The sequence below is a fragment of the Aquimarina sp. 2-A2 genome (genome assembly GCF_045505135.1).
GTDB classification, from domain to species: Bacteria; Bacteroidota; Bacteroidia; order Flavobacteriales; family Flavobacteriaceae; genus Aquimarina; species Aquimarina intermedia.
In genome coordinates this window covers 188,905-212,128 of record NZ_JBJKFI010000002.1, presented here as the reverse complement: position 1 = coordinate 212,128, position 23,224 = coordinate 188,905, and the positions used below count along the sequence as shown (strand labels likewise).

The window sequence follows — 23,224 nt, the reverse complement described above, 5'->3', positions numbered from 1 at the left end:
AATTTATATATGATGAATTCTAGAGTATTGCCCAAAGGGCATAAAACCTTATTAAACGCGTGGGCTTTTTATGACTGGGCTAATTCTGTGTACAGTTTAACAATTGTTTCTGCTGTATTTCCGATCTTTTATGGATCTCTTTTTACTAAGAATGAATTGATAACCGTATTTGGATACGCAATTCGCAGTACGCCTTTGATAACCTATGCCACCGCCATTGGATTTTTAATTGTGGCTATTACCTCTCCAATTTTGTCGGGAATTGCGGATTATATTGGGAATAAGAAGATTTTTATGAAATTCTTTAATTATTTGGGCGCTTTTTCTTGTATCGCACTTTTTTGGTTTAGTAAAGAACATATTTATTTTAGTCTCACATTTTATATTTTAGCCTTGGTAGGATATTGGGGGAGTATAGTTTTTTATAATTCCTATTTACCTGATATCGCACATCTGGAGCAACAGGATAAAATAAGTGCCAAAGGATATTCATTAGGATATATTGGGAGTGTGATCTTATTATTGATAAACTTAGCAATGGTTATGACTGCTGAGACGGATACTGCTCGAATTGATGCCATGAAACTATCATTTATTATGGTAGGCGTGTGGTGGATTGCTTTCAGTCAATTTTCCTACTATTATTTGCCCAAGGGCAATAAGGGACATTCATTAGATCGTAGTGTTCTGTTCAAAGGTTTTAAGGAGTTAAATGCCGTAAGAAAAGGGTTAACGGCAAATATTCCGTTGAAACGTTATTTGATAGCCTTTTTTGTATATAGTATGGCCGTTCAAACGGTTATGTTGGTTGCGACCTATTTTGGAGAACAAGAGATTGACTGGGGTGGCGATGGAAACAAAACCATGGGGTTGATTGTCAGTATTTTATTGATTCAGATTGTGGCTGTGGGCGGAGCTATTTTAACTTCCAGATGTTCCAAAAGATATGGTAATATTACTACCTTGATAGGTATTAATGTTATTTGGTTAGGGGTTTGTATATATGCGTATTTTGTAGAAACCTCAATGCAATTTTACGTCACGGCAGGTGTGGTCGGACTAATTATGGGAGGGATTCAGGCGCTTTCACGATCTACGTATTCAAAATATTTGCCCGAAACCGAGGATACCACCTCTTATTTCAGTTTTTATGATGTGGCAGAAAAAATTGGTATCATTATCGGAATGGGGATCTATGCAACTGTAGATTTGATCACCGGTAGCATGCGCAGTGCTGTCATTTTCTTAGGTATCTTCTTTGTTTTAGGAATTATAGGGTTGTTAAGAGTTCCCAGGCTTGAGGTAGTTGCTGAGAAAAACTGAAATTAAGTTTTGTTAACAAATTGGCGTTAATGTTTTATAATATTTCTTACATCATTTTAGGATGACAGTATATTCGTGTTGTAAAATTAAACTATAGTACTATGTTACGCTGGACCATTATATTTATCATTATTGCCATTATTGCAGGAATTTTAGGTTTTGGAGGTATCGCTTCCGGAGCTGAAAGCATTGCAAGAATACTTTTCTATATCTTTCTAATTCTATTTGTACTCTCGCTTATCAGCCGATTATTTAGAAGATAATACAAATACTATTTTTAAAATGGATACGTTTTAGTATCCATAACTATTTACAAATTTAACTAACCAAATTTTATGAAAAAGATTTTATTACTAACCTTAGTCGCGCTTGCAGTGGTCTCTTGTAGTCCTACGCAACGTACTATTAATTCTGCAAAGAAAACGTTGAAAGGTTCCTGGTCACTGGATAATATTTCCTACAGCCGATCAGGTATTTTTGAGGTTACCTTGTATGATGACGCTTCAGCTGAGTGCCTTACCGGTTCTACCTGGAGATTTATACCAAACAATAATACAGGTACCTATGATGTAAATCGTGACGCATGTATGCAAATGGGAGCTCGTAATTTTAGATGGACCATTCCTACGCCTGATGCTAATGGGGTGTATAGCTTTATGTTCAAACCTATCAACGAAAAAAAGAAAAGCACCAATAATAACAAAGGATACCGTATGACGCTTGAAAGTCTGGATGAAACTACGATGACCTGGACACAAACAGTAAGTCTAGAAGGAAAGCCTTTTGTTATAACCATGAATTTTAATAAAATACAATAACCATAAATTGAATATTTCGATGAGAACATATATAAGAAAAATAGTGACGGTACTAACAGCGGTCGCATTACTATCAAGTTGTGATAGTATTAAAAATGCTAATAATACTCAAAAAGGTGCTGTAATAGGTACTGCCGGAGGAGCCGTGCTTGGTGGTGTTATTGGTAACAACGTTGGTAACAAGGAAAATTCTGTATTAGGTGCCATAATTGGTGGTGTTGTAGGTGGAGTTGCCGGAGGCGTTATTGGGAAGCAAATGGATAAACAAGCCCAAAAAATTGAAGAAGAGATTCCGGGAGCCGAAGTTACACGTGTTGGTGAAGGTATCGACGTAGTATTTGATGAAAATAGTGGTGTTTATTTTGATACAAATAAGCATAATATCAATGCTAAGTCAAGAGCTACCTTAAATAAACTGGTAGGGATTTTTAAAGAATATCCTAACACAAATTTATTGGTTGAAGGACATACAGATAGTACCGGTGATGATGCATACAATATGACATTATCCAAAAAAAGAGCAAACGCCGTAACAAGCTATTTGATCTTACAAGGTGTTGATAGTGGTCGTTTCAAAACATTATGGCATGGTGAAACAATGCCAAAATACGATAATTCTACAGCAGAAGGACGTTCAAAAAACCGTCGTGTAGAGCTCGGTATTGTAGCAAATGAAACTATGATTCGCGAAGCTGAAGAGCAAGTAAAACAATAGTAAGGAAATTTAGGAATATTTTAATCCCGATTGTAATGATCGGGATTTTTTTATGCTTAAAATTCAGTATCTTCATACCAATGAATCGTAAAGATCAAGTTATAATAATTGGTGGGGGATTAGCAGGATTAACTAGTGCAATACACTTAGCAGGGCAGGGTATATATGTACAACTCTTTGAGAAAAACACATATCCCACTCATAAGGTGTGCGGCGAATATATTTCAAATGAAATATTGCCTTACTGGAAGACCTTGGGTATCGATGTTACTATACTACACCCTACGCGACTGGAGGAGGTTCAAATTTCTACTCAAAAAGGAAATATTTTACATAGTACACTTCCTTTAGGTGGATTTGGTGTGAGTCGATACAGCTTAGATCACCACCTATATGAGCTAGCCAAAGCTTCTGGAGTAGTAATTATACAAGATCAGGTGTTAGATGTTCGTTTTGAAGCAAATAAGTTTCTTGTAACGACTAAAAATAACGGACTTTTTACTGCAGCGTATGTGATTGGCGCGTACGGAAAACGTTCAGGTTTGGATAAAACATTGCGTCGCTCTTTCATTCAGAGAAAATCACCTTGGCTGGCAGTCAAAGCGCACTATTCTGGTATATTCCCTGATAACCTCGTAGCGCTTCATAATTTTGAAGGTGGCTATTGTGGTATCTCCAAAATCGAAGATGATAAGATAAATGTATGTTATTTGGTAAATTTTGAAAGTTTTAAAAAATATCAAAATCTAGATGATTTTCAAGATCAAGTCCTGTGTGCCAATCCACATGTACGCGAATTTTTTGAGCAGGCTCATTGTTTATTTGATCGACCACTATCAATAAGTCAGATTAGTTTTGATCGCAAAAGTCTACTTCATGATCACATATTTTTACTGGGTGATGCGGCGGGAATGATTCATCCCTTGTGCGGTAATGGTATGGCAATGGCGATTCAAAGTGCTCAGCTACTATGTCAGATTTTAGTGGATAGTTTAAAAGGGGAGGCCCAGACGAGAGAAGCGATAGAGAGTGCCTATAAAAAGGCATGGAAGCACCAATTTTCGAAACGATTAGCAGCTGGCAGAATCTTACAATCTGTAGTTCTGAATCCGTATTTACAAGAGATCGGATATGCAATAGGCGCATCGTTTCCCGCAACTATACCCGGTATTATTAAACAAACACACGGAAAGGCGATACTATGTTAATCAATACGCAATATAGAAGTACTGAAGAAGAGATTATGGATTCCTTTGATCTTCAGGGAACAGCGCTCAAGAAAACGTTACAAGATCTTGCGGCGATCAATAGTTGGCTGGGAGGAACGTCTATAACAGTAGACGGAGTATTATCAGTAATTACATCAAGACCGAAACAAGCCAGCTATACCATTGTTGATATGGGCTGTGGCGACGGACATATGTTACGCGTGTTGGCAACTTTAGGAAAAGAGCGTGGGTATAGTTTTAAACTAATCGGTATTGACGGCAATGCTCACACGATTCGTATCGCAAAAGAGCTATCCTATGACTATCCTGAAATTGAGTGGTATGCACAAGATTTTTTGACAACCCCGGATGCAAAGGAGAATGCGTATGATATCATATTGTGTACGCTGACACTGCATCATTTTAAAAAACCTGAACTTCTTCATTTAACCAATCAATTCATAGCTATAGCAAAAATGGGCGTAGTCATAAATGATTTACATCGTAGTGGCACGGCCTATTATTTATTCAAATTTCTGTGCGTTTTCTTTATTAAAAATCCTATAGCGCAAAAGGATGGAGCTATTTCGATATTGAGAGGTTTTAAAAGAAGCGATTTGGAGCAATATGCCAAACAAATTAATGGTGCGTATCACCGAATACGATGGCGATGGGCATTTAGATATCAATGGATTTTGATGAAAAAATAAAATTTAGTTTAAAAGTATTAATACCAATATAATTTGAGTGTAAAAATTACCGGAGTAGCTAAAGTGCTGCCTCCATACGAACGAACAACAGATGAGATCCTGCCTTTTGTGTCAAAATGGCTCGAGGGACAGGAATCAAGATTTAAACGCAAAGTGCTAAAAATATTTGAAAATGCGGCGGTGGATAAACGCTATGGGATTATGAGCATAGATGAAGTATTTACGGCTACTTCATTTGAACAAAAGAATACAATCTATGTTCGTGAAGTCAAAAAAATAGGAACTCAGGTGCTTCAAAAAGCATTGCATGAGCAACAGTGGGCGCCAGAGTCATTAGATTATATTATTACCGTAAGTTGTACAGGCATCATGATACCATCCTTGGATGCATACCTTATTAATGAACTGAGACTACGTCAGGATATTGTGCGGTTACCGGTTACAGAAATGGGATGTGCTGCGGGAGTTTCAGGGATTATATATGCCAACAATTTTTTAAAGGCCAATCCTGGTAAACGTGCTGCTGTAATTGCGATTGAAGCACCTACGGTAACTTTTCAGCATGAAGATTACAGCATGACGAATGTTGTAAGTGCTGCTATCTTTGGTGATGGTGCTGCTTGTACCTTATTGTCATCAGAAGAGGATGCTACCGGTCCCAAAGTTTTGGGAGGCTCTATGTACCATTTTTATGATGATACACAAATGATGGGGTTCGAACTTACGAATACCGGGTTACAAATGGTTTTAGATAAAGTGGTTCCGGAAAAAATTGCTTCACATTTTCCCGATATCATTTATCCTTTTTTAAAATTGTATGAAAAAGAAATTGAAGACATCGACCATTTAATTTTTCATCCGGGAGGTAAGAAAATTGTACAAACCGTAGAAGCTCTTTTTGGAGATTTAGGAAAGAATATCGATGATACCAAAGAAGTTCTGCGTCAATATGGAAACATGAGCAGTGCCACCGTATTGTATGTGTTAGAACGCTTTATGGAAACACAGAAAGAACCGGGAGCATTGGGACTTATGTTAAGTTTCGGACCCGGATTCTCTGCACAACGGGTTTTATTGGAATGGTAATCAGTAGGAAGAAATTAAGAACAGTATACGATGTATAAAGATTTTGAAGGTAACAATGAATGGGCACTGATTCTTGGCGGAAGCTCTGGAATTGGGTTGGCAACAGCTCAGAAATTAGCACTACATGGCATGCATATTTTATGTATCTACCGCAATCGTAAAAGTGAATTAGAGGCTATAGAACAGGAATTTGCAGGTATTCGTGAGAAAGGAGTACGGTGCGTAGGCGTTAATACAGATCTTTTGGATGCAAATAAAAGAGAACAAACTGTACAACACATCAAAGAAGTTATTGGCGAAGGAAAAATAAAAACCTTGCTGCATAGCGTAGCTAAGGGAAATCTAAAACCTATGGTTGATGCTCCGCACGAATTAAAAAATGATGATTTTAAATTGACCATTAATGCTATGGGTATCAGCTTGTATGATTGGGTGAAAGCGATTTTTGAAGCTGGTATCTTTGCAAAAGATGCCCGAGTATTGTCTTTTACAAGCGAGGGAAATACTAAAGCTTGGAAACACTATGCAGCTGTATCTGCTGCAAAAGTAACACTCGAAGCCATTACCCGTAGCATCGCATTCGAGTTTGCACCCTACGGTATAAAGGCAAACTGCTTACAACCCGGAGCGGTGGATACCGCCTCCCTTCGTATGATTCCGGGATCGGAGCGTTTAATAGAGCACAGCTTGCTGCGTAATCCGTACAACCGACTTACTACTGCGGCAGATGTGGCTAATGTGGTCTATCTTTTTTGTAAGGATGAAGCAGCCTGGATCAATGGCTGTATCATTCCGGTTAACGGGGGAGAACATCTTCAATAAATATCGAATTCATTATGTTAGATTCAGCAGCCTTACTTCAACATCTTCCGTATTCAAAACCTTTCCTGTTCGTAGATGAGATTACAGCGCTTACCGATACGATGATCGAAGGTACCTACACTTTCCGAAAAGATGAATATTTTTATAAAGGACATTTTAAGAATCATCCGGTCACACCGGGTGTTATTTTAACAGAATGTATGGCGCAAATAGGTCTGGTTGCCTATGGTATTACCTTGTTACCTGAAGGAACCGATGTAGCTTCGCTAAAGATCGCATTTACGTCGAGTCAGATGAATTTTTATCACCCTGTTTATCCGGGAGAAACCGTGAAGGTGAAGGCCACTAAACAATATTTTCGTTTTGGTAAACTACAATGTGATGTTGCGATGTATACCGAAGACGATACGTTGGTAGCAAAAGGAGTACTTTCAGGAATGTTTAAAATAGAAAACAAATGAAAAAACGTGTTGTTGTTACCGGATTAGGAGTGGTTGCACCCAACGGAATAAGCGTCAATGAATTTAGCGAAGCGATACAGCAGGGTGTAAGCGGAATTCAACAAATAGATACACTTTCTGAGTTAAATTTTTCTTGTCAAATAGCTGGTTTACCGACATATAAAAAAGAATACTTAAATAATTACTTCACCTCAATCGAACAGCGGGGTTTACTTGCCAGCGGACTTGAATATGGTGTTATCGCGGGTATGGATGCTTGGCGGGATGCAGGTTTAGAGGTAGCACAGGATGGTGATCCTTTGTGGCATGCCGGAGTGATTTTTGGCACCGGTATTTTGGGGACCGAAAAGTTTAGAGAAGCCATCTATAAAGTAGATGACGGGAAGGTACGACGCTTAGGAAGTACGACGGTAACACAAACAATGGCCAGTGGTATCAGTGCTTTTCTGGGCGGTAAAATTGGTTGTGGAAACCGGGTAACCACGAACTCATCGGCCTGCACTACCGGAACTGAAGCTGTTATGATGGCTGTAGAGCATATTCAGCGTGGAAAAGCAGAAGTAATGCTTGCAGGAAGCACCAGTGATAGCGGACCTTATGTCTGGGGAGGTTTTGATGCGATGCGTATTTTACCATATGAGTATAATGCGACTCCAAAACAAGCTTCACGACCTATGAGTGCAGATGCTTCCGGATTTGTACCGGGCAGTGGTGCGGGAGCGTTGGTAGTAGAAAGCTTGGAACATGCCTTGGCACGCGGAGCTACGATTTATGCAGAAATAATAGGGGGCGCAGTTAATAGTGGCGGACAACGACAGGGGGGAAGCATGACCGCTCCCAACAGTATCGCTGTACAACGATGTATAAAAGAAGCCTTGATCGATGCCAACGTAACCGGGGATCAAATTGATGCGATTAATGGGCATCTAACGGCAACGACCAAAGATCCCGAAGAGATCAGGAATTGGAGCGAAGCCTTAGAACGTTCTGGTGAGGATTTTCCTTTGATAAATTCACTTAAAAGCATGACTGGACACTGTTTGGCTGCCTCAGGAAGTATCGAATGTGTGGCTACTGTTTTACAATTGAAAAATAATTTTATATTTGGAAATATTAACTGTGAGCAGCCTCATTTTGAAATATTGAATCTGATAGGTGGTTCAAGAATTCCAAAAAAGACACAGTATCAAGAATCACAAATAATTGCTAAAGCAAGTTTTGGCTTTGGTGATGTAAATGCATGTATTATCTTTAAAAAGTATAACCACTAACGGATTTAAACCAATTAAATGGAAAAGAAACTTTTACTAACAAAATTAAAAGCCATCGTAGCACCTTATGTTCAGAACCCAAAAGGATTAGAGCGGCTAAATGAGGATACTAATTTTCTTAGAGATCTAGAAATAAATTCTGCCAATCTTGTAGATGTGGCATTGGATGTCGAGGACGAATTCGGAATTGAAATCGATAATGATTCCATGGAAAGAATGCTAACTGTAAAAGCGTCTATTGAGGTTATAGAAGCAAAATTAGCTGCAAAATGATTGGAAATGATTTGGTGGATTTAGCAGCTGCCAAAGCACAAAGCAACTGGAAACGTTCGGGTTGGCTGAACAAAATTTTTACTGCACAAGAACAAGATCAAATCTTGCAAGCTCCCGCTCCAGATCGTATGGTATGGCATCAATGGAGCCGAAAAGAAGCAGCTTACAAGGCACATCAACGTGTTTACAATCACATACCAATATTTAATCCTATACAGATTGACACCACTGTTCCAACCTTTGTAAAAATAGGAACGGATGTTTATCACACTACTACCACACATCACAAGAATCATATTCATAGCACAGCCATTATCACTACTGAGACGGCAGCTATATCTCAGTTACTATTTAAGCGTACGGACAGCGATTACAAAACGATGCTCCTAAGTAAACTAGCCAAGGCCTTTACCGTGAATGCATCGCAGCTTTTACTTGTGAAAAATAAAAAGGAAATTCCCCAGTTGGTGTGTCAAACTACTAATCAATTTATTCCCTTAAGTATAAGTCATCATGGAGCATATGTAGCATGCGTCTGGATGCTACCCAATTCACTCTCTTAACATGCGAATCCATTTGAAGCTTATTATTAGCATTGGATCGTTAAAACTTTATAAAAGAGCTTCTTAAAATCTATTAAAAAGTTCTACTCATGGTTTCTATTTTCTTAAATTGAAAAGAAAAGATGGTCAAGCTATCCTTGGATGATGACCATAAAATAAAGAAAAAGAAAACTATGAAAACATTAGAACAAACCGATCAAGAAACACCGACTAAATTCAACATTTTACCTATTCTCAGCGAACGTCATAGTCCGCGGGTTTTTGCTGATACTCCGGTATCCGAAGTAGAGTTGCGTAGTCTTTTTGAAGCAGGACGTTGGGCTCCAAGTTGTTATAATTGGCAACCATGGCGTACGATTTGGGGAATTAAAGGTAGTAAAACATACGATCGTATTTTTGACTGTTTGGATGAGTTTAATCAATCCTGGGCCGGTAATGCGCCGGTACTATTGATTAACGCCTTCAAGAAAACAACGCCGGAGGGAAAAGAAAACTTTCATGCCCTACATGATTTAGGTTTGTATATGGGTAATGTGTGTGCTCAAGCGCAACATCTTGGACTCGCCGTACATCAAATGGCAGGATTAGATCATAAAAAGGCTCAAAAGGAATTTAAATTTCCTGAAGAATATCATGTGGCAACTGCAGTAGCGATAGGGTATTATGGTGGAGATCCGGACGTATTGCCCGAAGATTTAAAGGAAATGGAATTAAAAACGGAGCGCGAACGCAAAATGCAACGTGAATTCACCTTCAACGGAGATTTTATGGACGAAGAAGGACTTAATTCTTCAAATCAGGAAACGCTCGATACCAAATCTTAAAAAAAAGAAGGCACAATAACAATTTTAAATTAAAACAACAGCAATGAAAATAGGCGTCATAGGAAGTGGGAATATAGGAGGTAATTTGGGAAAACATTGGGCCAAAGCAGGTCACGAGGTACTATTTAGTTCCAGACATCCCGAACAATTAAACGACTTGGTCAAAGAGGCAGGAGGGAAGGCACAAGCGGTAAGTGTAGAAAAAGCATTTGAAGCCAATGCAGATGCGTATGTGTTGGCCATGCCTTTTAGAGCAATAGATCAGTTATCAGAATTATATGCCGGAGAATATGGAAATAAAGTCATTATTGATGCCACAAATCCGTATCCCGAACGTGATGGTGAGATGGCTCAGGAAGTAAGAGATTCCAATCGAAATGCTTCAGAATATACCGCCATGAAATTTAATACTGCAAAAACTGCCAAAGCTTTTAATACCATTCACGCAGAACATTTGAAGGAACGTGCCTTTAGAAATTCAGATAAATTAGCCGTGCCTTATGCCGCACAGGATCAGGAAAGTAAACAAGTCGCTCAAACCTTGATTGAAGATATTGGATTTGAAGCTGTTTACGTAGGGGATTTAGGCAAAACCAATATAATGGATCCTGATCAGAAGATTTATGGAAAGTCCATGGATCGACAACATCTAGAAGATCTTATAAACTCGTAAAATCATGAAAACTCTATTCACAGGAATTCTAATCTTTTTAGCTGTACAGACTTATAGCCAAAATCCGTATACACAAAACTCGGATGCAGAAATGGAAGCGCATGCCAAAGAACTGGCAGATTGGTATAATGATGAGCTTGGATTTACCGAAACACAATGGTTAAAATTTGAACGAAAAGTTGAAGAGCATCTTATCAACGAAAAAAAGATTCGGAACAGTCAGCTAAGTGTCAAAGAAAAAATAGCCGCGCTCAAGGAAAATTATTATGCTGAGACGCAAGGAATGAATGATATACTTACGCAACCACAGATGGAGGTGTATCGCAGAGTCAAGCAAAACTATCAAAAGATTGCTCCGGTGGTAGTAGACAGTACAAATTTTTAATATGGAAAGAGAAGAAAATCATATCTATTTCATGCAGCGGGCTATAGCTTTAGCCAAAAAAGGCGCAATTACTGAAGGGGGAGGTCCTTTTGGAGCGGTTGTGGTGAAAAACAATCAAATTTTAGCAGAAGCTTTCAATGAAGTCAAGGGTAAAGGAGATTGTACCCAGCATGCCGAATTAGCTGCTATACAAAAAGCATGTGCCATAATGGAATGTGATGCACTTGAGGATTGTATTTTATATACCAGCTGCGAACCCTGTATGATGTGCCTAGGTGCTAGTCATTGGTCGGGTTTTAGGGCTATTTATTACGGAGCCTCGGCTGCGGATGCCAAAGCGTTTGGGTATGTATATAGTGATATGTACTATAGCAGTGATATGGAAGAAAGACATTCAGAATTTAATATGAAACAGCTATTGAGCGAACAAGCGATTAAAGTTTGGGAATCTCAACTGGAAACTACATAATATACACGCCGATGCTGCTATGGTGTTTAAAAAAACGCCTATCGACTCAGTTCGATAGGCGTTTTTTAGTATATACTTTTAGATCAAGAATTACTCATCTATAAAATTTTCATCTTTGGTAGTTCGGGTTGTCGTTGGTTCTTCGCCAACCGGCTTCTTTTCTATACCGGCCGAATCTACATCAAAGAATTTTAATACTTCGGTAGCCGTAACAATTTGTTTTGCACGTTCCCCCATAACAGCTATTGGATCTTTAATAACCTGTGGTGTTTTAGCAATAATTTTTAACCAATCATTAGTTTCTAAATCTGCATGCTGAATTTCTTTACTAATATCCGGATGTTCTTTATCAATTAACTGATCTACAGTTTTACCAACCATCTCTGCCAAATCTGTCCAATGCGTGGGTGTTGGATTTTGCTTCGTTATATCCACCAAGCTAATCGGCTGATCCGAACTTTGGACATAGCCCGCAGTTTGCTTACCGGTACTTGACTCAGAAGAGTAATAGAGGGTTAATTGTCGATCATTTTTTGCTATTGTCGCCATGCTCATAGACTTAATTTTAATGGGTGTTCATCTTTTCTTTTCGTTTTGACAGTTGTCGCTGTAAATCATTCACAGTTTCAGCCAAGGCAGCTTCAAAATTCTTAGAATTTGACTCTGCAAACAAACGAGGACCCGGAGCGCTAAGACGAATACTACAAATCATTCCTGTTTCATCTGACGAGGTGTTTTCGGTTTTGAAGAATACATCTCCGCGAATAATAAAATCGTATTTATTTTCAAGTTTATCAAGTTTTTCTTGTGCTAACTGTTCTAGACGTTTGCTTGCTGTCACATCGTGATACTCAAAATTTAATTTCATAGTTTATTTTAAAATTAATATTATTTGTTCTCTAGTTTTTCGTTATTAATACGCAATGGAAAATCGGATTCCCCACGGTATAATTTGATTTCCTGTATATCTGCAGGCATATAGTATCCGGCTTCTTCGAGTGCCTCTTTTACATTACGTACAACGTTTCCTTTGGTAATCAACGCCGTTCGCCTGAAGTCTTTGGTATCTACCCAAAAGAAAACCTTCAGATTTACGGTGCTGGTTGCCAATTCATCTTCGATTACAAAATTTTCATGTTCTGCATCTTCAATAACGTTGGGTTCCTTCCGCAAAGCTTCTAACACGGTTCTTTTAGCACCTTCGATATTATCTTCGTAAGCGATTCCGATAATAAAATCCCATCTAAAAAATCCATCTTCGGTATAATTAGTTACAGGATCGGTTAATACATCACTGTTTGGGATATACACATCTTTACCATCAAAGGTTTTTAATTTGGTATATCTAAACTCCAAGGCCTTCACCTTGCCAAAATTGTCTCCAATTTCTACGGTATCATTAACATCAAAGGGACGATTAAACGCTAAAATGATACCTGCTATAAAATTTTCACCGATATCTTTAAAAGCAAATCCCAATACTACCGCACTAGCTCCTGCAGCGGTCAAAATACCTGTAGCGATAGCACCTAATCCGGCGGCACGTAAGGCTAACATAATCATGATTACAATGAGCGAATACTTAATTGCTTGTCCTAAAAATCGACTCATCAAAGGGTCCTGCGTACGATTCGAAATTCGGTTTGTAGCAAATCTCCCGATCCAGGAGCCGATGACTACTCCAATTACAATAATCAAAATACCTAAACCAATACCCGGCAATTGTGTGATAAAATCATTGTAAAAATTGACCAGTGCATCTGAAAAGGTCTTGGTAGTTTCGTTCATAGGTATTTTTTTTAAATTTAAAGGAATAGCTAATCATTATGAGTTAACCATTTGCTAAAGTTCTAATAAGAATGTAATAATTGCAATTATTTAGGAATTTCTTTTGGAGTAGCCGGTACTACTACGGAAGCTATGATTCCGCTACCTAAGGCTATTGCTATAATTAACAGCGAAATCCATTCTTGAAAATGGACATAATGCGATAGCAACATTTTGATCCCCACAAAAGCTAAAATGGCAACGAGACTGTAGTGTATATATCTGAATTTTTCAAGCATCCTCGAAATCAAAAAGTACATGGATCGCAAGCCGAGAATCGCCAAAATATTGGAACTGAACACAATAAATGGGTCAGCAGTAATAGAAAGTATGGCCGGAATACTGTCTAGGGCAAATAAAATATCGGTAAACTCAATGACAATCAGTGCCATAAAGAGGGGAGTGGCAATACGTTTGCCCATACGATTGACAAAAAAACTATTTCCATGAATGACATTGACTACCGGAAGTACTTTACGCAGTTGTTTGTAAATAAACATATTACGCGGATTGAACTGCGTATCATCGGATTTATACATCTTATAAGCGGTGTATAAGAGAAAGACTCCAAAAACGTAAATAATCCATTCGAATTTATTGATAAGGGCGACCCCGAAAACAATCATAAGCGCTCTAAAGATAATAGCACCCAGGATTCCCCAGAAAAGCACACGGTGTTGGTATAGCGGCGGAATCGAAAAAGCGCCAAAGATTACTGCAATGACAAAAACGTTATCAATACTCAGAGATAATTCTATTAAATACCCTGTTAAGTACCGAATAACAGCGTCTTGCGGAGTCAATTGCGTAGGATTTTCAAGAAATTCTGAAGCAAATAGCCAATAAATAACTCCCGAAAAAGCGAGTGCAATAGACACCCAGATGGAAGTCCATATGGCAGCTTCTTTGGACTTGATAATATGCGCTTTGCGGTTAAAAACACCCAGATCGAGTGCCAGAAAAAATAAGATAACGGTTATAAAAACGCCCCAGACAATCATATGTAAATTTTGAAGCTAATATCGGAGATTTGAACAGATCCCGGCGGTTCCTTAATTATACTTTAACGCTTTAAACCGTTTAAAATATTGTTAAACGACTGCAAGTACAAAATGAGGGTTAATGTATATAAAAAGAAGAATTACCAATTTAAAGTTAAAACGATCGAAGCTAACTAGGTGTTATACAGTTTTTAACAAGTCACGTTAAGGTAAACACAAAAATTACGATGATATGCAAGAGATGCTATAATTTTGAGAAACAATCTAAATCATTTCACACATGACACAACATACAGGGCTTAAAATCGATGAAGGAAAGAAAAATACAAAGATTAAATTTAACCGCATAACGGCAGCTGATTTTGAAACGAATACGTATCAATCTACATCAACTAAGTTGCCAAGAGCGTACAGTGTTCACTTATAAAAACAGATTGCTATGAGAAATTCAAAGGTAAGAACTCACGCAGACTTTCAGGATCGCTATCGGAGATCTTCTAATTTTGGTTATCGTATCAAAGGGAAGAAATTCGAGATTCTTGAAAATGGAGAATTGAGTTTGATGAAAGACGACAATGAAACAGACATTAGTGCATAACAAATCAAAGTTTGCATATAATGAGCTTAGAAGAAGAGACCTCTTTTCTTCTATAATTCTATTTTACATAATATAAATTATAGAACATTTAGATAACAATTAGCGTAATAGCGCTTTTTTGCGCTATTTGACATAATTACAGATATCATAACACCATTAGGTGTTTTATATCGTTAGTAATTATGACAAGCTAATTGTGGCATGTTTAGTTAGATTGCCTTTTATAGTTACCGTTTTACGACCTGTTAGTTTACTATTGGTAATAATCATGTCAAGCTACTTATGCCTTCTTTAGTAAGATTCCCTTTTAAAGTTACCATTCCACAACACACGAGTTTTCGATTCATAACAATAATGACAAGCTACTTATGGCTTTATCCGTAAGATGTATTTTAGGATTCACATTTCATCAATTATGACACATTTGATAAAACCTGTACATATTTTTATTCTCTTAAAATCCTTGATCTAATAAGCTTTTTAAACTCAGCTTTATACTAATACCTCACATATACTAAACCCGCGTAGCTTTGATTTGGATCAATTTAGGGAATCTATACCCTCGTATAAATCAGGTAAACTGGCCCAGCAAGGCATGCAGGCGGGCGGGCGGGAAAAATCAAGGTTGCACAAACTTTTGGAAACAACCCGCCCGAACGTATCCATTTTCGGTACGGGCGGGACTACGGCTCAATCGCTATATTTTAGAAAACATTCTAACAGATTAAGATTGTTTTGAACTAGCTTTAAACCTTATTACTGTTAAGAATATGTATTACTAGCCCTCTAAAATATGTACGCTCTTTCTCCTATTGTTTTACCAAAGTTTTCTGAGGCCGTTTCTCCTCCGCATCATCTGGGTAAATGATGTATTCTATTTTATAGAATAACAATCCATTTTTTATTTTTCCCAAATTACACTAATTATAGTTTTGTGTTTTTTCGTTGGTACACAGTACTCCAAGAATTCTATATCATCTTCCCAATCATTTAATTTGAACCAAGTAGACTTGTCAATTGTTTGAGCTTTCTCAGAACCTGAATATAAAAAATCATAATCTGCATCAAGATATTCTTTTGCAACAGAATCTTCTGGAGGAGGTAATTTAGTAATATCAGGTATCCAACATCTAAAGTCACTAGTTCTTCTCCAATAACGTACTTTTCCATCAAAAATATAAATAACACATATAGGTACTATATCAAGAGTTAAAATTCTATAAATTACTGAAGTAATACTTGTTTTGAAACGCTTTCCTAAGTCACTAATTAATTCAGGGCCAAAACTTTTTTTTTCGATGAAGGATCTAAATATTTTTTCTGGCATTAAAAGTTCACTTGCAAAATCATTTGCTTCAAATTCTTGAATACCACGTTTAGCTTTTTCTTCTAGATTAAACCAATTTAAAGTTTTAGAGTTATCATTATGCAAATCCAATTTATCATGTAGAAAATAGTGTCCAAGCTCATGAGAAGCAACAAACCTTTTACGTTCAGTATATTTAATTTGACTATTTACTTTTATTAAAGTTCTTGATTTACCTCTAATAATCTTTCCATCAGCACTATTTAACACTTCTTCTATGTAAATTATATCAAAAGCAACCATTAAGTCTGCAATTGGCATTTCACTGATATCATCAAAGCCTATTAATTCTAAAATTTCTTTTGCCTTACTACTCCCCTTTTGATTCGTTTTCAATCATTTCTATTATTTCGATCAAATTTTGATCCTTAATTATTTCCTTAATTTCTTCTTCGCTAATTTTTTTCAAATTACTATATTGAAATTGTATTTTGTTATTTTGAATTAGGTTATTTAAATAAGCAACTGGCTTATCTAAACCATTATCTAATGCTTCTAAAAATTTCTGGCTAGCAGTTAACAATAATTCTTGCTGTTTTTCCCTATTAGACTTTACACTAAGTTTAAATTTTAATTGTTTAATAAACTTATCTTGTCTTGTTTTACGATCATCTAAGTTAACTCCAGCAATACGTAGATCTTCCCTAATAGAATCTATTGGAAAAGATTTTTCAAAATTTGAAATACTCTCTTTTACTGTTTTCCTAAGCTTATCCAATTCTGTCTGAATTTAATTTTTTTCCTTCTTAATCTTTTGTAAATATTGTAGACTTTATCAATACTAATATCACAATATTCTTTAATTTCTCTTGGTGTATTAATACCAGCAGTCCAACATTCGAAAACTTGAATTTCATCTTCATCAGCACCTTGTTCTCGAAGCGTGTTTATCCATTCATTAATTACAGTTTGGTCATCTATTTTATCAAAATTATTATCATCATCACCTTGTTCTGAAACATCATTATAATAAACGTCTATTATGTAGCATTCTTCTATTTCTTCTTGATACTCTGTATCATCATCATCAGGTCTTGGAGTACCCTTTTTAAAAAAATATGATAAATCACTTTTTAAAGTACCAAAAATGAATTTTTCGAAAGAACATTTGTCAATTTTCCATTTCCTAGTTCCATCACATGCTTTTCTTAGTACTTCTTGACAAAAATCTTGAAATTGAATCCCTGTTTTATTTTGGTCAGATTTATCATAGAACCGATTACGTACATAATCCTCCATCCTATCCAACAGTTCATTTATATCAATAGAATTAAGTTTTTCTAGTATTTGAGAAGGAGTTGCTATTGCCATTCATTGGTATTATGCTTAAAGAAAATAAAAATTTGCCACAATATGGCAAAAAAACGTAATTAATGAGCATATATCATTGTAAGTCAGATAATAAATTTAAAAAAAATCATATTGATGGCAAATTTTAAATAGTTGTCAGCATAGTATAGTAAGTAATAATTTCAAACATAAAAAATGGCAAAGAATAAACCTACAGGAGACAACGCAAGAAAAGGAGCAGTAAAAGGACGTTCACAAGTATTAAATCCTAAAACAGAACTCTATGTAAAAAGAGATACAGAAACAGGAAGATTTATTGATGTAAAAACATCTGGAGGAAAATTTAAAGGAGTTAGAAAAGAAAAATAAGTTTTAATATTAATTAATGTTCCTAAGTAAGATTAAAAACTGCTTTGTAAAAAATGGAAGAAAAATTCAAACAAAAACAAGTACAACTTGATGCAGAGAATAGTTCAGGTAAAATCAAAATAGAGAAGCTTTGCTCCTTAATTGAAAATCATCCTTATAAAGATGAAATTTATAAAATTTTTGATATAGATAGAATTAAAGATGAGTATATATCTATTGATTTTATTGATTTGATTTACAAAAAAATTAATCATTTTATAACCAAGTTTCATCGTTATAAGATATTAGCAGAAACAAAAGATATTAATGTATTTGAAGAAGCAATTTCTGGAAGTAATGATACAAATATTATTTTCAATTTTGAAGAGTATATAGAAATTGATGAAGTCAAACAAAATCTTAAGGCTATTGCTTTATATGATTCTAAAAATACTTTTTTAGATGAGTATGCTATGACCAAATATGCTAATAATTTATTTAAAATTGGAGAAGCTTCATTGGCTAACTATAATGTTCAATATTTTAAAGAAATGGCCAAAAATAGCGATGGATATAATAAAGAAAAAAGCTACCGTTTAGTTGACCATGATAGTATTACTTATCTACGTGGTATTACATCACCTCGTTATTATGAATATGGAATTGATTTCACATTTGTTGTTGCCATGTTAAGTCTTCATAATAATATGAAAGCAAATCCTGGCATTGAATATAAAATTACAAGTTCAGCAATCAGTGAATCGAAGCTAGAAATCATAGTATCTGAAAGGCACACTAAAGATGCAGGAAAGTTTGGACATGTTGCAACAGCTGTTAAAATTACCACAAATGATTTAGGAACTGGTTCCTTAAATTTTGTGAATGTGATTAATGTTATGCAAAAGGATTCTACAGGCTTCTTCTTAATACCAAAAAAAGATTCTATGATTGAAAATAGTTCCTTGGTAATAAATCACAATACTAAGCCTAAAAATGTTTTTGAATCATTAAAAAACTTAGGCAATATTCTCAATACTACTGATGGCTTTATTCAAGAACTGAACGGGCTCAAGACTATAAAAACTCCTGACGAATTAAGAGTAAAAATTCTTGCTAAAATTCAATCACCTAGAAGTAATTTTAGCTTGATTAAAAAGCTTTCTGATATTTTTAGTCGAAAAATAGATAACGAAGTAAGTAATTTCACAAAGCTTTTAGAAATGTGTAACAAGGCTGAAGAACTATATATAGATTATGATTTAAAGGGCAAATTACGATACCTAATTTCAGATATTATTCTTTATGGTAAACACAATTAATAAAAGTTAGATATGAAAACAACTAATACTATTTATAAAGTTACTTTTGATTTAATCGATAGTCTTGAAAACAATTATTGCGAGTGGATTTTAGATATTATTCCATTGAAATTATTGAATGTATTCTTTTCAGAACTAAAAATAGAGGGGAACAATCTGCTTAATAAAATTATTGAATTAATAATAAAACCATTTAAGTGGTTTTGGAGAAAAACAATAAGACCTTTTTTTCTTATAATTTCTGGGTTTAAAAATTTAGTGCGTAAACTATTTGTTAATTATCTAGTTCTGTCAATAATAATTTTTATTATACTTATTTCCGTACTAAATAAATATGAGGTTGATTATACAACAAGTTCTAAATTAATATCGTGGATTTTTCTACTATCATTGATAATTACTTCTTTCTTTTCTTTTGATTATGATTTAACTAAAACGGATAAGCTTAATATAAATTTATCTGTTGAAAAATTAAACAAACTAAATAAAATCGAAATTGATAGTATAAAAAACAATATTCAAACACTAATGAAGAGACATAATAAACAAGTTGTTTTTTTAAATACAATTATAGGCTTTATATGGGCTTTTTCAACCATATCGTTTATTTCTCATTATAAAAAAGGAGGATATGAAGAATTTTTTAAACTCTTAAGTGAATATAAATATGTTTTTATATTTTTTATATGTTTCTTTTTATTAATTCGAGCTTACTCAAAAATATATATACATATTTTTGATGTAGCTGAATTAGCTTGTAATGAAGCTTCTGCAAAAATTGAAAATTAGAGAAAATATTCCCATTCCACACACATTACACTCCCCTCCTGCCGTCGGCTCGTATAATAAGTGTTTCATTACCTTTTTTAAAACATACTTTAGAACTGAGAATACCAACGCGCCACCTCGCTCCTACTGTTAAAGGTTTACTAGACCTTTCTCATTCAGCCGTCTAAACGAAGATATCCGCCGAAAAGTTGGACAGGCATATCCCGGGGGATAGTATATAAGATGTTTTTGTAAACTTTATAATCTGGACACTTGATGTACTAAGGTATTTAAAGACTATAAGCTCTGTTCGTAATCCATGCTTTGGTTTACTAAACGAACAATCAAAATATCAATATCTATAACTAAATAAAAGATAGTATGAGATTTATAAATGAATCGTTTTATAATAACATACTATATTCATTAAATATCTCAAAATTTAGAACTACTAAATAGGATCTTGGTTTAGTAATACAATCTAAAATCAAGTAGTTTACAGGCTTTGTAATGTCTTTGATGTAATTCTTCTACAACAGCTAACATATTCTCATCGTCTTTAAATAAGTTAAAAAATGCCATGTCAAGATTAGAGCTAGTTATTCCATTATATTCATTTCCATACCCAGAAACACCCTTTGCGCCAGTGATATCCAAAAAATATTGTGCTTCTTCTTCATTTAAATCTAGCACTTTAGCATTTGAAAAATGTAAAATCTTTCCTTTTAATCTTCCTTCAAAAATTTCTGCAATTTCTTGTAAACTATAATAGTAGTCATTTAAACAAATGCTATTTGCTTCACCTGTTATAACGAAGTAGATTATTTCATAGTTTTTAAAATTATGATCATCCAAGATCAATGCATTTAAACTAGTTTCTAAATTTTCAATGGTGTCGCATGTTTTATAAATACTAGCTACCCCGTATTGCGAGGTCAATTTATCTAATTCTTTTTGTGCTTCGGTAACCTTGTCTGTTTCTATATCATGAACCGCTTCTAAACAGTAAATGAAATAATCTGTATCTATTAATTGTTCTTGGGGTAATTGTTGTCTTTTCTCTAACAAATTTTCAGGATTTATGCAACGTATATATAAAACAAAAATAATATAACTCTTTTATTCTTTTTGACCATTTCATATAAAATATCTGGAAACTATAGACGATTTTAAAATTTAAATCAACAAATTATTTGAATTGATAAAAAATACTAAACTAGCATTTAATTATCCATTGTATACACACATACTCATTCCTTGTTATTGTTTAAGAGATCTTGAATCTCATGTTGATGATTTGGGTTACACTTTATCTCATAACGATAATTTGGCTAACGCCTTATCTCATTATGATAATTAGGCTAACGCCTTATCTCACACGTTCGATTGCCACTTCGCTCCTATTCCTTCGGCAAGCTCAGGACAGGCTGGCTTCGGGCAAAGCGTATGTACTTGCTCTCATATAATTGATAAATAAAAGCTTGTGAACATAAAGGGCTTTTTACAAATTAACGGAGCTTTTAGTTAGAAAACTTCTAAATAAACTTTACAAGTAAAATCGTTAAAAAATAATGTTAGAATAAGAAACGTAATTTTCATCTTTACAATTTAATTTTTTAACCCATTAATACTTGGGTAAATTACTATTTCCCCTTCACCAAGTATAAAAGTCGGAGATTTAAATATAGCGTCTTTACTTATTATTTTCCAATTTAGTAGGCCAGTTTCTGCATTAACAGCGTACATATTTTTACTCCAATCTCCTATGTAAACCACATTATCATACACAATGGGTGAAGTCGTGGTGTTATTTTCTAAGTCGAAACGCCAAATTATCGATCCATCATTTGCATTCAAACATAATAATTCACCACTTCCATTCTTTGATAATCCAATATATATTTTATCATTATATACGAATGGAGAAGTCTCAAATGTGCCTTCATTTGGTTTATATTCCCATGTAGTAGAACCATTATTTAAATTATAAGCATAGAGAGTGCTGTAAGTACCTGCAATAATTAATTCCTTAAATTGGGTAGGTGAAGCGTAAAATGAATTAAATTGACCTGCATCAACACTCCAGTTTTGAACCCCTGTATTTTTATCAAGAGAATAAAATCGTCCTATATTATCACCAAAATAGATATCATTATTGACGATTAGTGGATTTGTGTCTATTTTTGCAGCAGCGCCTGTATTATTACTTAATTTAAAGCTCCAATCTGCTAACCCTGTTTGCTTATTAATAGCATATAACTCATCATCATTCCTACTACAAACAAATACTCTATCGGAATCTATGGATAATGGAGCGTAGTAATTGAGAAAGCTACGCTCCCATAGCGTTGCTCCCGTTGTTTTATTCACACAATATAAGGTAGAATTAGACCCAAAAGCATAAATATTAAGATCGTCTACTATGATATTTCTATAATCATTGTTATTGGTATCAGGTTTACTTGTCCATTTAATTTCTCCAGAAAGAATATCTAAACCATAAATACCGTTTAGTCCTAAATAAAGGAGATCATTAGATATTGTATGGTTATCTACAAAAGGAGTTCGAGCTTCCCATAGGGGTTTTAAAGTATAAAGATCTAATGCATAAAGAGTTCCTGAACCATCTGAATATAATAATATTTTACTCTTTAAGCTTGAAAACTCAAAGTTTACCTCTGTAGTCCCTCCTTTTTTGTCTGTAGCAATTATTCTCCCAGAATAAGCTGTATTATATGCTAAGATTGCGGAACCTATAGATTCAGTGGTTTCAGTAATAAGTATCGAATCTATATATAATTTATAAAATATTTGGTCACCATCATCATCTTTTGCATCGCTCCAATCTATTGTAACTTTCGCACCATCTAAAACAATTGCATCAATTTTTATAGACACTGGTTCCGAATTTGGTTTAATAGTAGTATCATTATCATCAGATGAGCAGGAAAGACATGCCACAAGTATTATTAGAATGATGTATTTCATAAGACTATTTTATTGTACTTTTTATTAAAAATATAAATCTTTTAATAAATTATTAGAAGGCTAATTTAGCAAATTCCGAATGAACATTTTTGAGGTAAAACCGTAAAACACGGGGGAT

At 35.0% G+C, this 23,224-nt stretch carries 30 protein-coding genes; 21 read left to right on the top strand and 9 right to left on the bottom strand.

Going from position 1 to position 23,224, the window contains the following annotated elements; genetic code table 11:
- Window positions 1-9 precede the first annotated feature (9 nt).
- From ACJRPK_RS06360 to ACJRPK_RS06285, 16 genes are all read left to right on the top strand, one after another.
- Window positions 10-1,323, top strand: a complete 1,314-nt coding sequence (locus ACJRPK_RS06360) for an MFS transporter (RefSeq protein WP_407139061.1) — start codon at window positions 10-12, stop codon at window positions 1,321-1,323.
- Between the two features lie 101 nt (window positions 1,324-1,424).
- Window positions 1,425-1,586 (top strand): DUF1328 domain-containing protein, encoded by a 162-nt coding sequence (locus ACJRPK_RS06355; RefSeq protein WP_407139059.1) that lies wholly within the window; start codon window positions 1,425-1,427, stop codon window positions 1,584-1,586.
- Window positions 1,587-1,658: 72 nt separating this feature from the next.
- A complete protein-coding gene (locus tag ACJRPK_RS06350; RefSeq protein ID WP_407139058.1) occupies window positions 1,659-2,141 on the top strand; it encodes a lipocalin in 483 nt (160 codons plus the stop codon).
- Window positions 2,142-2,160: 19 nt separating this feature from the next.
- A complete protein-coding gene (locus ACJRPK_RS06345; RefSeq protein ID WP_407139057.1) occupies window positions 2,161-2,856 on the top strand; it encodes an OmpA family protein in 696 nt (231 codons plus the stop codon).
- Window positions 2,857-2,936: 80 nt separating this feature from the next.
- Window positions 2,937-4,064 carry an NAD(P)/FAD-dependent oxidoreductase gene (locus tag ACJRPK_RS06340; protein ID WP_407139056.1) on the top strand — a complete coding sequence of 376 codons (1,128 nt, stop codon included), beginning with the start codon at window positions 2,937-2,939 and terminating at the stop codon, window positions 4,062-4,064.
- Window positions 4,058-4,774, top strand: a complete 717-nt coding sequence (locus ACJRPK_RS06335; protein ID WP_407139054.1) for a methyltransferase domain-containing protein — start codon at window positions 4,058-4,060, stop codon at window positions 4,772-4,774. The genes ACJRPK_RS06340 and ACJRPK_RS06335 overlap by 7 nt, the downstream gene beginning before the upstream one ends.
- A gap of 33 nt (window positions 4,775-4,807) precedes the next feature.
- A complete protein-coding gene (locus tag ACJRPK_RS06330) occupies window positions 4,808-5,860 on the top strand; it encodes a type III polyketide synthase (protein ID WP_407139052.1) in 1,053 nt (350 codons plus the stop codon).
- Between the two features lie 30 nt (window positions 5,861-5,890).
- Window positions 5,891-6,682 carry an SDR family oxidoreductase gene (locus tag ACJRPK_RS06325; RefSeq protein WP_407139051.1) on the top strand — a complete coding sequence of 264 codons (792 nt, stop codon included), beginning with the start codon at window positions 5,891-5,893 and terminating at the stop codon, window positions 6,680-6,682.
- 14 nt (window positions 6,683-6,696) lie between these two features.
- Window positions 6,697-7,143 carry a 3-hydroxyacyl-ACP dehydratase FabZ family protein gene (locus ACJRPK_RS06320; RefSeq protein ID WP_407139050.1) on the top strand — a complete coding sequence of 149 codons (447 nt, stop codon included), beginning with the start codon at window positions 6,697-6,699 and terminating at the stop codon, window positions 7,141-7,143.
- Complete coding sequence (locus ACJRPK_RS06315; RefSeq protein WP_407139048.1) at window positions 7,140-8,414, top strand: beta-ketoacyl-[acyl-carrier-protein] synthase family protein; 1,275 nt, start codon at window positions 7,140-7,142, stop codon at window positions 8,412-8,414. Before ACJRPK_RS06320 ends, ACJRPK_RS06315 begins: the two co-directional genes overlap by 4 nt.
- Window positions 8,415-8,432: 18 nt before the next feature.
- Window positions 8,433-8,687, top strand: coding sequence for an acyl carrier protein (locus tag ACJRPK_RS06310; protein WP_148782239.1), 255 nt, complete (start codon window positions 8,433-8,435; stop codon window positions 8,685-8,687).
- On the top strand, window positions 8,684-9,250 hold the full coding sequence (locus ACJRPK_RS06305; protein ID WP_407139046.1) for a 4'-phosphopantetheinyl transferase superfamily protein: 567 nt from the start codon (window positions 8,684-8,686) through the stop codon (window positions 9,248-9,250). The genes ACJRPK_RS06310 and ACJRPK_RS06305 overlap by 4 nt, the downstream gene beginning before the upstream one ends.
- 173 nt (window positions 9,251-9,423) lie before the next feature.
- Window positions 9,424-10,074 carry a nitroreductase family protein gene (locus ACJRPK_RS06300; RefSeq protein ID WP_407139045.1) on the top strand — a complete coding sequence of 217 codons (651 nt, stop codon included), beginning with the start codon at window positions 9,424-9,426 and terminating at the stop codon, window positions 10,072-10,074.
- A gap of 43 nt (window positions 10,075-10,117) precedes the next feature.
- Complete coding sequence (locus ACJRPK_RS06295; RefSeq protein ID WP_407139043.1) at window positions 10,118-10,747, top strand: NADPH-dependent F420 reductase; 630 nt, start codon at window positions 10,118-10,120, stop codon at window positions 10,745-10,747.
- A 4-nt stretch (window positions 10,748-10,751) separates the two neighbouring features.
- Complete coding sequence (locus ACJRPK_RS06290) at window positions 10,752-11,132, top strand: hypothetical protein (RefSeq protein WP_407139042.1); 381 nt, start codon at window positions 10,752-10,754, stop codon at window positions 11,130-11,132.
- A 1-nt stretch (window position 11,133) separates the two neighbouring features.
- On the top strand, window positions 11,134-11,601 hold the full coding sequence (locus tag ACJRPK_RS06285; RefSeq protein ID WP_407139040.1) for a nucleoside deaminase: 468 nt from the start codon (window positions 11,134-11,136) through the stop codon (window positions 11,599-11,601).
- Window positions 11,602-11,691: 90 nt separating this feature from the next.
- Here ACJRPK_RS06285 and ACJRPK_RS06280 read toward each other — a convergent pair whose 3' ends face one another.
- The 4 genes from ACJRPK_RS06280 to ACJRPK_RS06265 form a co-directional block, all read right to left on the bottom strand.
- Window positions 11,692-12,156, bottom strand: coding sequence for an arsenate reductase family protein (locus tag ACJRPK_RS06280; RefSeq protein WP_407139038.1), 465 nt, complete (start codon window positions 12,154-12,156; stop codon window positions 11,692-11,694).
- A 10-nt stretch (window positions 12,157-12,166) separates the two neighbouring features.
- Window positions 12,167-12,469: a ribosome hibernation-promoting factor, HPF/YfiA family gene (gene hpf / locus ACJRPK_RS06275; RefSeq protein WP_148782246.1), complete on the bottom strand. Its 303-nt coding sequence runs from the start codon at window positions 12,467-12,469 to the stop codon at window positions 12,167-12,169.
- Between the two features lie 20 nt (window positions 12,470-12,489).
- On the bottom strand, window positions 12,490-13,389 hold the full coding sequence (locus ACJRPK_RS06270; RefSeq protein ID WP_407139036.1) for a mechanosensitive ion channel family protein: 900 nt from the start codon (window positions 13,387-13,389) through the stop codon (window positions 12,490-12,492).
- 86 nt (window positions 13,390-13,475) lie between these two features.
- Window positions 13,476-14,429, bottom strand: coding sequence for a TerC family protein (locus ACJRPK_RS06265; protein WP_407139035.1), 954 nt, complete (start codon window positions 14,427-14,429; stop codon window positions 13,476-13,478).
- 280 nt (window positions 14,430-14,709) lie between these two features.
- Between ACJRPK_RS06265 and ACJRPK_RS06260 the strand changes: the two genes are divergently transcribed.
- Together ACJRPK_RS06260 and ACJRPK_RS06255 are read left to right on the top strand one after the other, a co-directional pair.
- A complete protein-coding gene (locus ACJRPK_RS06260; RefSeq protein ID WP_407139034.1) occupies window positions 14,710-14,856 on the top strand; it encodes a hypothetical protein in 147 nt (48 codons plus the stop codon).
- Between the two features lie 12 nt (window positions 14,857-14,868).
- Window positions 14,869-15,027: a hypothetical protein gene (locus ACJRPK_RS06255; RefSeq protein WP_407139032.1), complete on the top strand. Its 159-nt coding sequence runs from the start codon at window positions 14,869-14,871 to the stop codon at window positions 15,025-15,027.
- A gap of 901 nt (window positions 15,028-15,928) precedes the next feature.
- Here ACJRPK_RS06255 and ACJRPK_RS06250 read toward each other — a convergent pair.
- Genes ACJRPK_RS06250 through ACJRPK_RS06240 form a run of 3 tightly spaced genes read right to left on the bottom strand, consistent with a single transcriptional unit; the run spans window position 15,929 to window position 17,704 of the window.
- Window positions 15,929-16,729, bottom strand: a complete 801-nt coding sequence (locus ACJRPK_RS06250; protein WP_407139030.1) for an ImmA/IrrE family metallo-endopeptidase — start codon at window positions 16,727-16,729, stop codon at window positions 15,929-15,931.
- Complete coding sequence (locus ACJRPK_RS06245) at window positions 16,704-17,111, bottom strand: hypothetical protein (RefSeq protein WP_407139028.1); 408 nt, start codon at window positions 17,109-17,111, stop codon at window positions 16,704-16,706. Before ACJRPK_RS06245 ends, ACJRPK_RS06250 begins: the two co-directional genes overlap by 26 nt.
- Window positions 17,087-17,704, bottom strand: a complete 618-nt coding sequence (locus ACJRPK_RS06240; protein ID WP_407139026.1) for a hypothetical protein — start codon at window positions 17,702-17,704, stop codon at window positions 17,087-17,089. Before ACJRPK_RS06240 ends, ACJRPK_RS06245 begins: the two co-directional genes overlap by 25 nt.
- Window positions 17,705-17,878: 174 nt before the next feature.
- Between ACJRPK_RS06240 and ACJRPK_RS06235 the strand changes: the two genes are divergently transcribed.
- From ACJRPK_RS06235 to ACJRPK_RS06225, 3 genes are read left to right on the top strand one after another with little or no spacing between them, the layout of a single operon-like run.
- Window positions 17,879-18,052 carry a hypothetical protein gene (locus ACJRPK_RS06235; protein WP_407139024.1) on the top strand — a complete coding sequence of 58 codons (174 nt, stop codon included), beginning with the start codon at window positions 17,879-17,881 and terminating at the stop codon, window positions 18,050-18,052.
- A gap of 53 nt (window positions 18,053-18,105) precedes the next feature.
- The gene (locus tag ACJRPK_RS06230) at window positions 18,106-19,350 is read left to right on the top strand and encodes a hypothetical protein (protein ID WP_407139022.1); all 1,245 of its coding nucleotides are present in this window, start codon (window positions 18,106-18,108) and stop codon (window positions 19,348-19,350) included.
- 12 nt (window positions 19,351-19,362) lie between these two features.
- Window positions 19,363-20,139, top strand: a complete 777-nt coding sequence (locus ACJRPK_RS06225) for a hypothetical protein (RefSeq protein ID WP_407139020.1) — start codon at window positions 19,363-19,365, stop codon at window positions 20,137-20,139.
- A gap of 447 nt (window positions 20,140-20,586) precedes the next feature.
- Here the strand turns inward: ACJRPK_RS06225 and ACJRPK_RS06220 are convergent, their stop codons facing one another.
- The gene (locus tag ACJRPK_RS06220) at window positions 20,587-21,186 is read right to left on the bottom strand and encodes a DUF6642 family protein (RefSeq protein ID WP_407139019.1); all 600 of its coding nucleotides are present in this window, start codon (window positions 21,184-21,186) and stop codon (window positions 20,587-20,589) included.
- Between the two features lie 540 nt (window positions 21,187-21,726).
- A complete protein-coding gene (locus tag ACJRPK_RS06215) occupies window positions 21,727-23,106 on the bottom strand; it encodes a PQQ-binding-like beta-propeller repeat protein (RefSeq protein WP_407139018.1) in 1,380 nt (459 codons plus the stop codon).
- Between the last annotated feature and the right edge of the window lie 118 nt (window positions 23,107-23,224).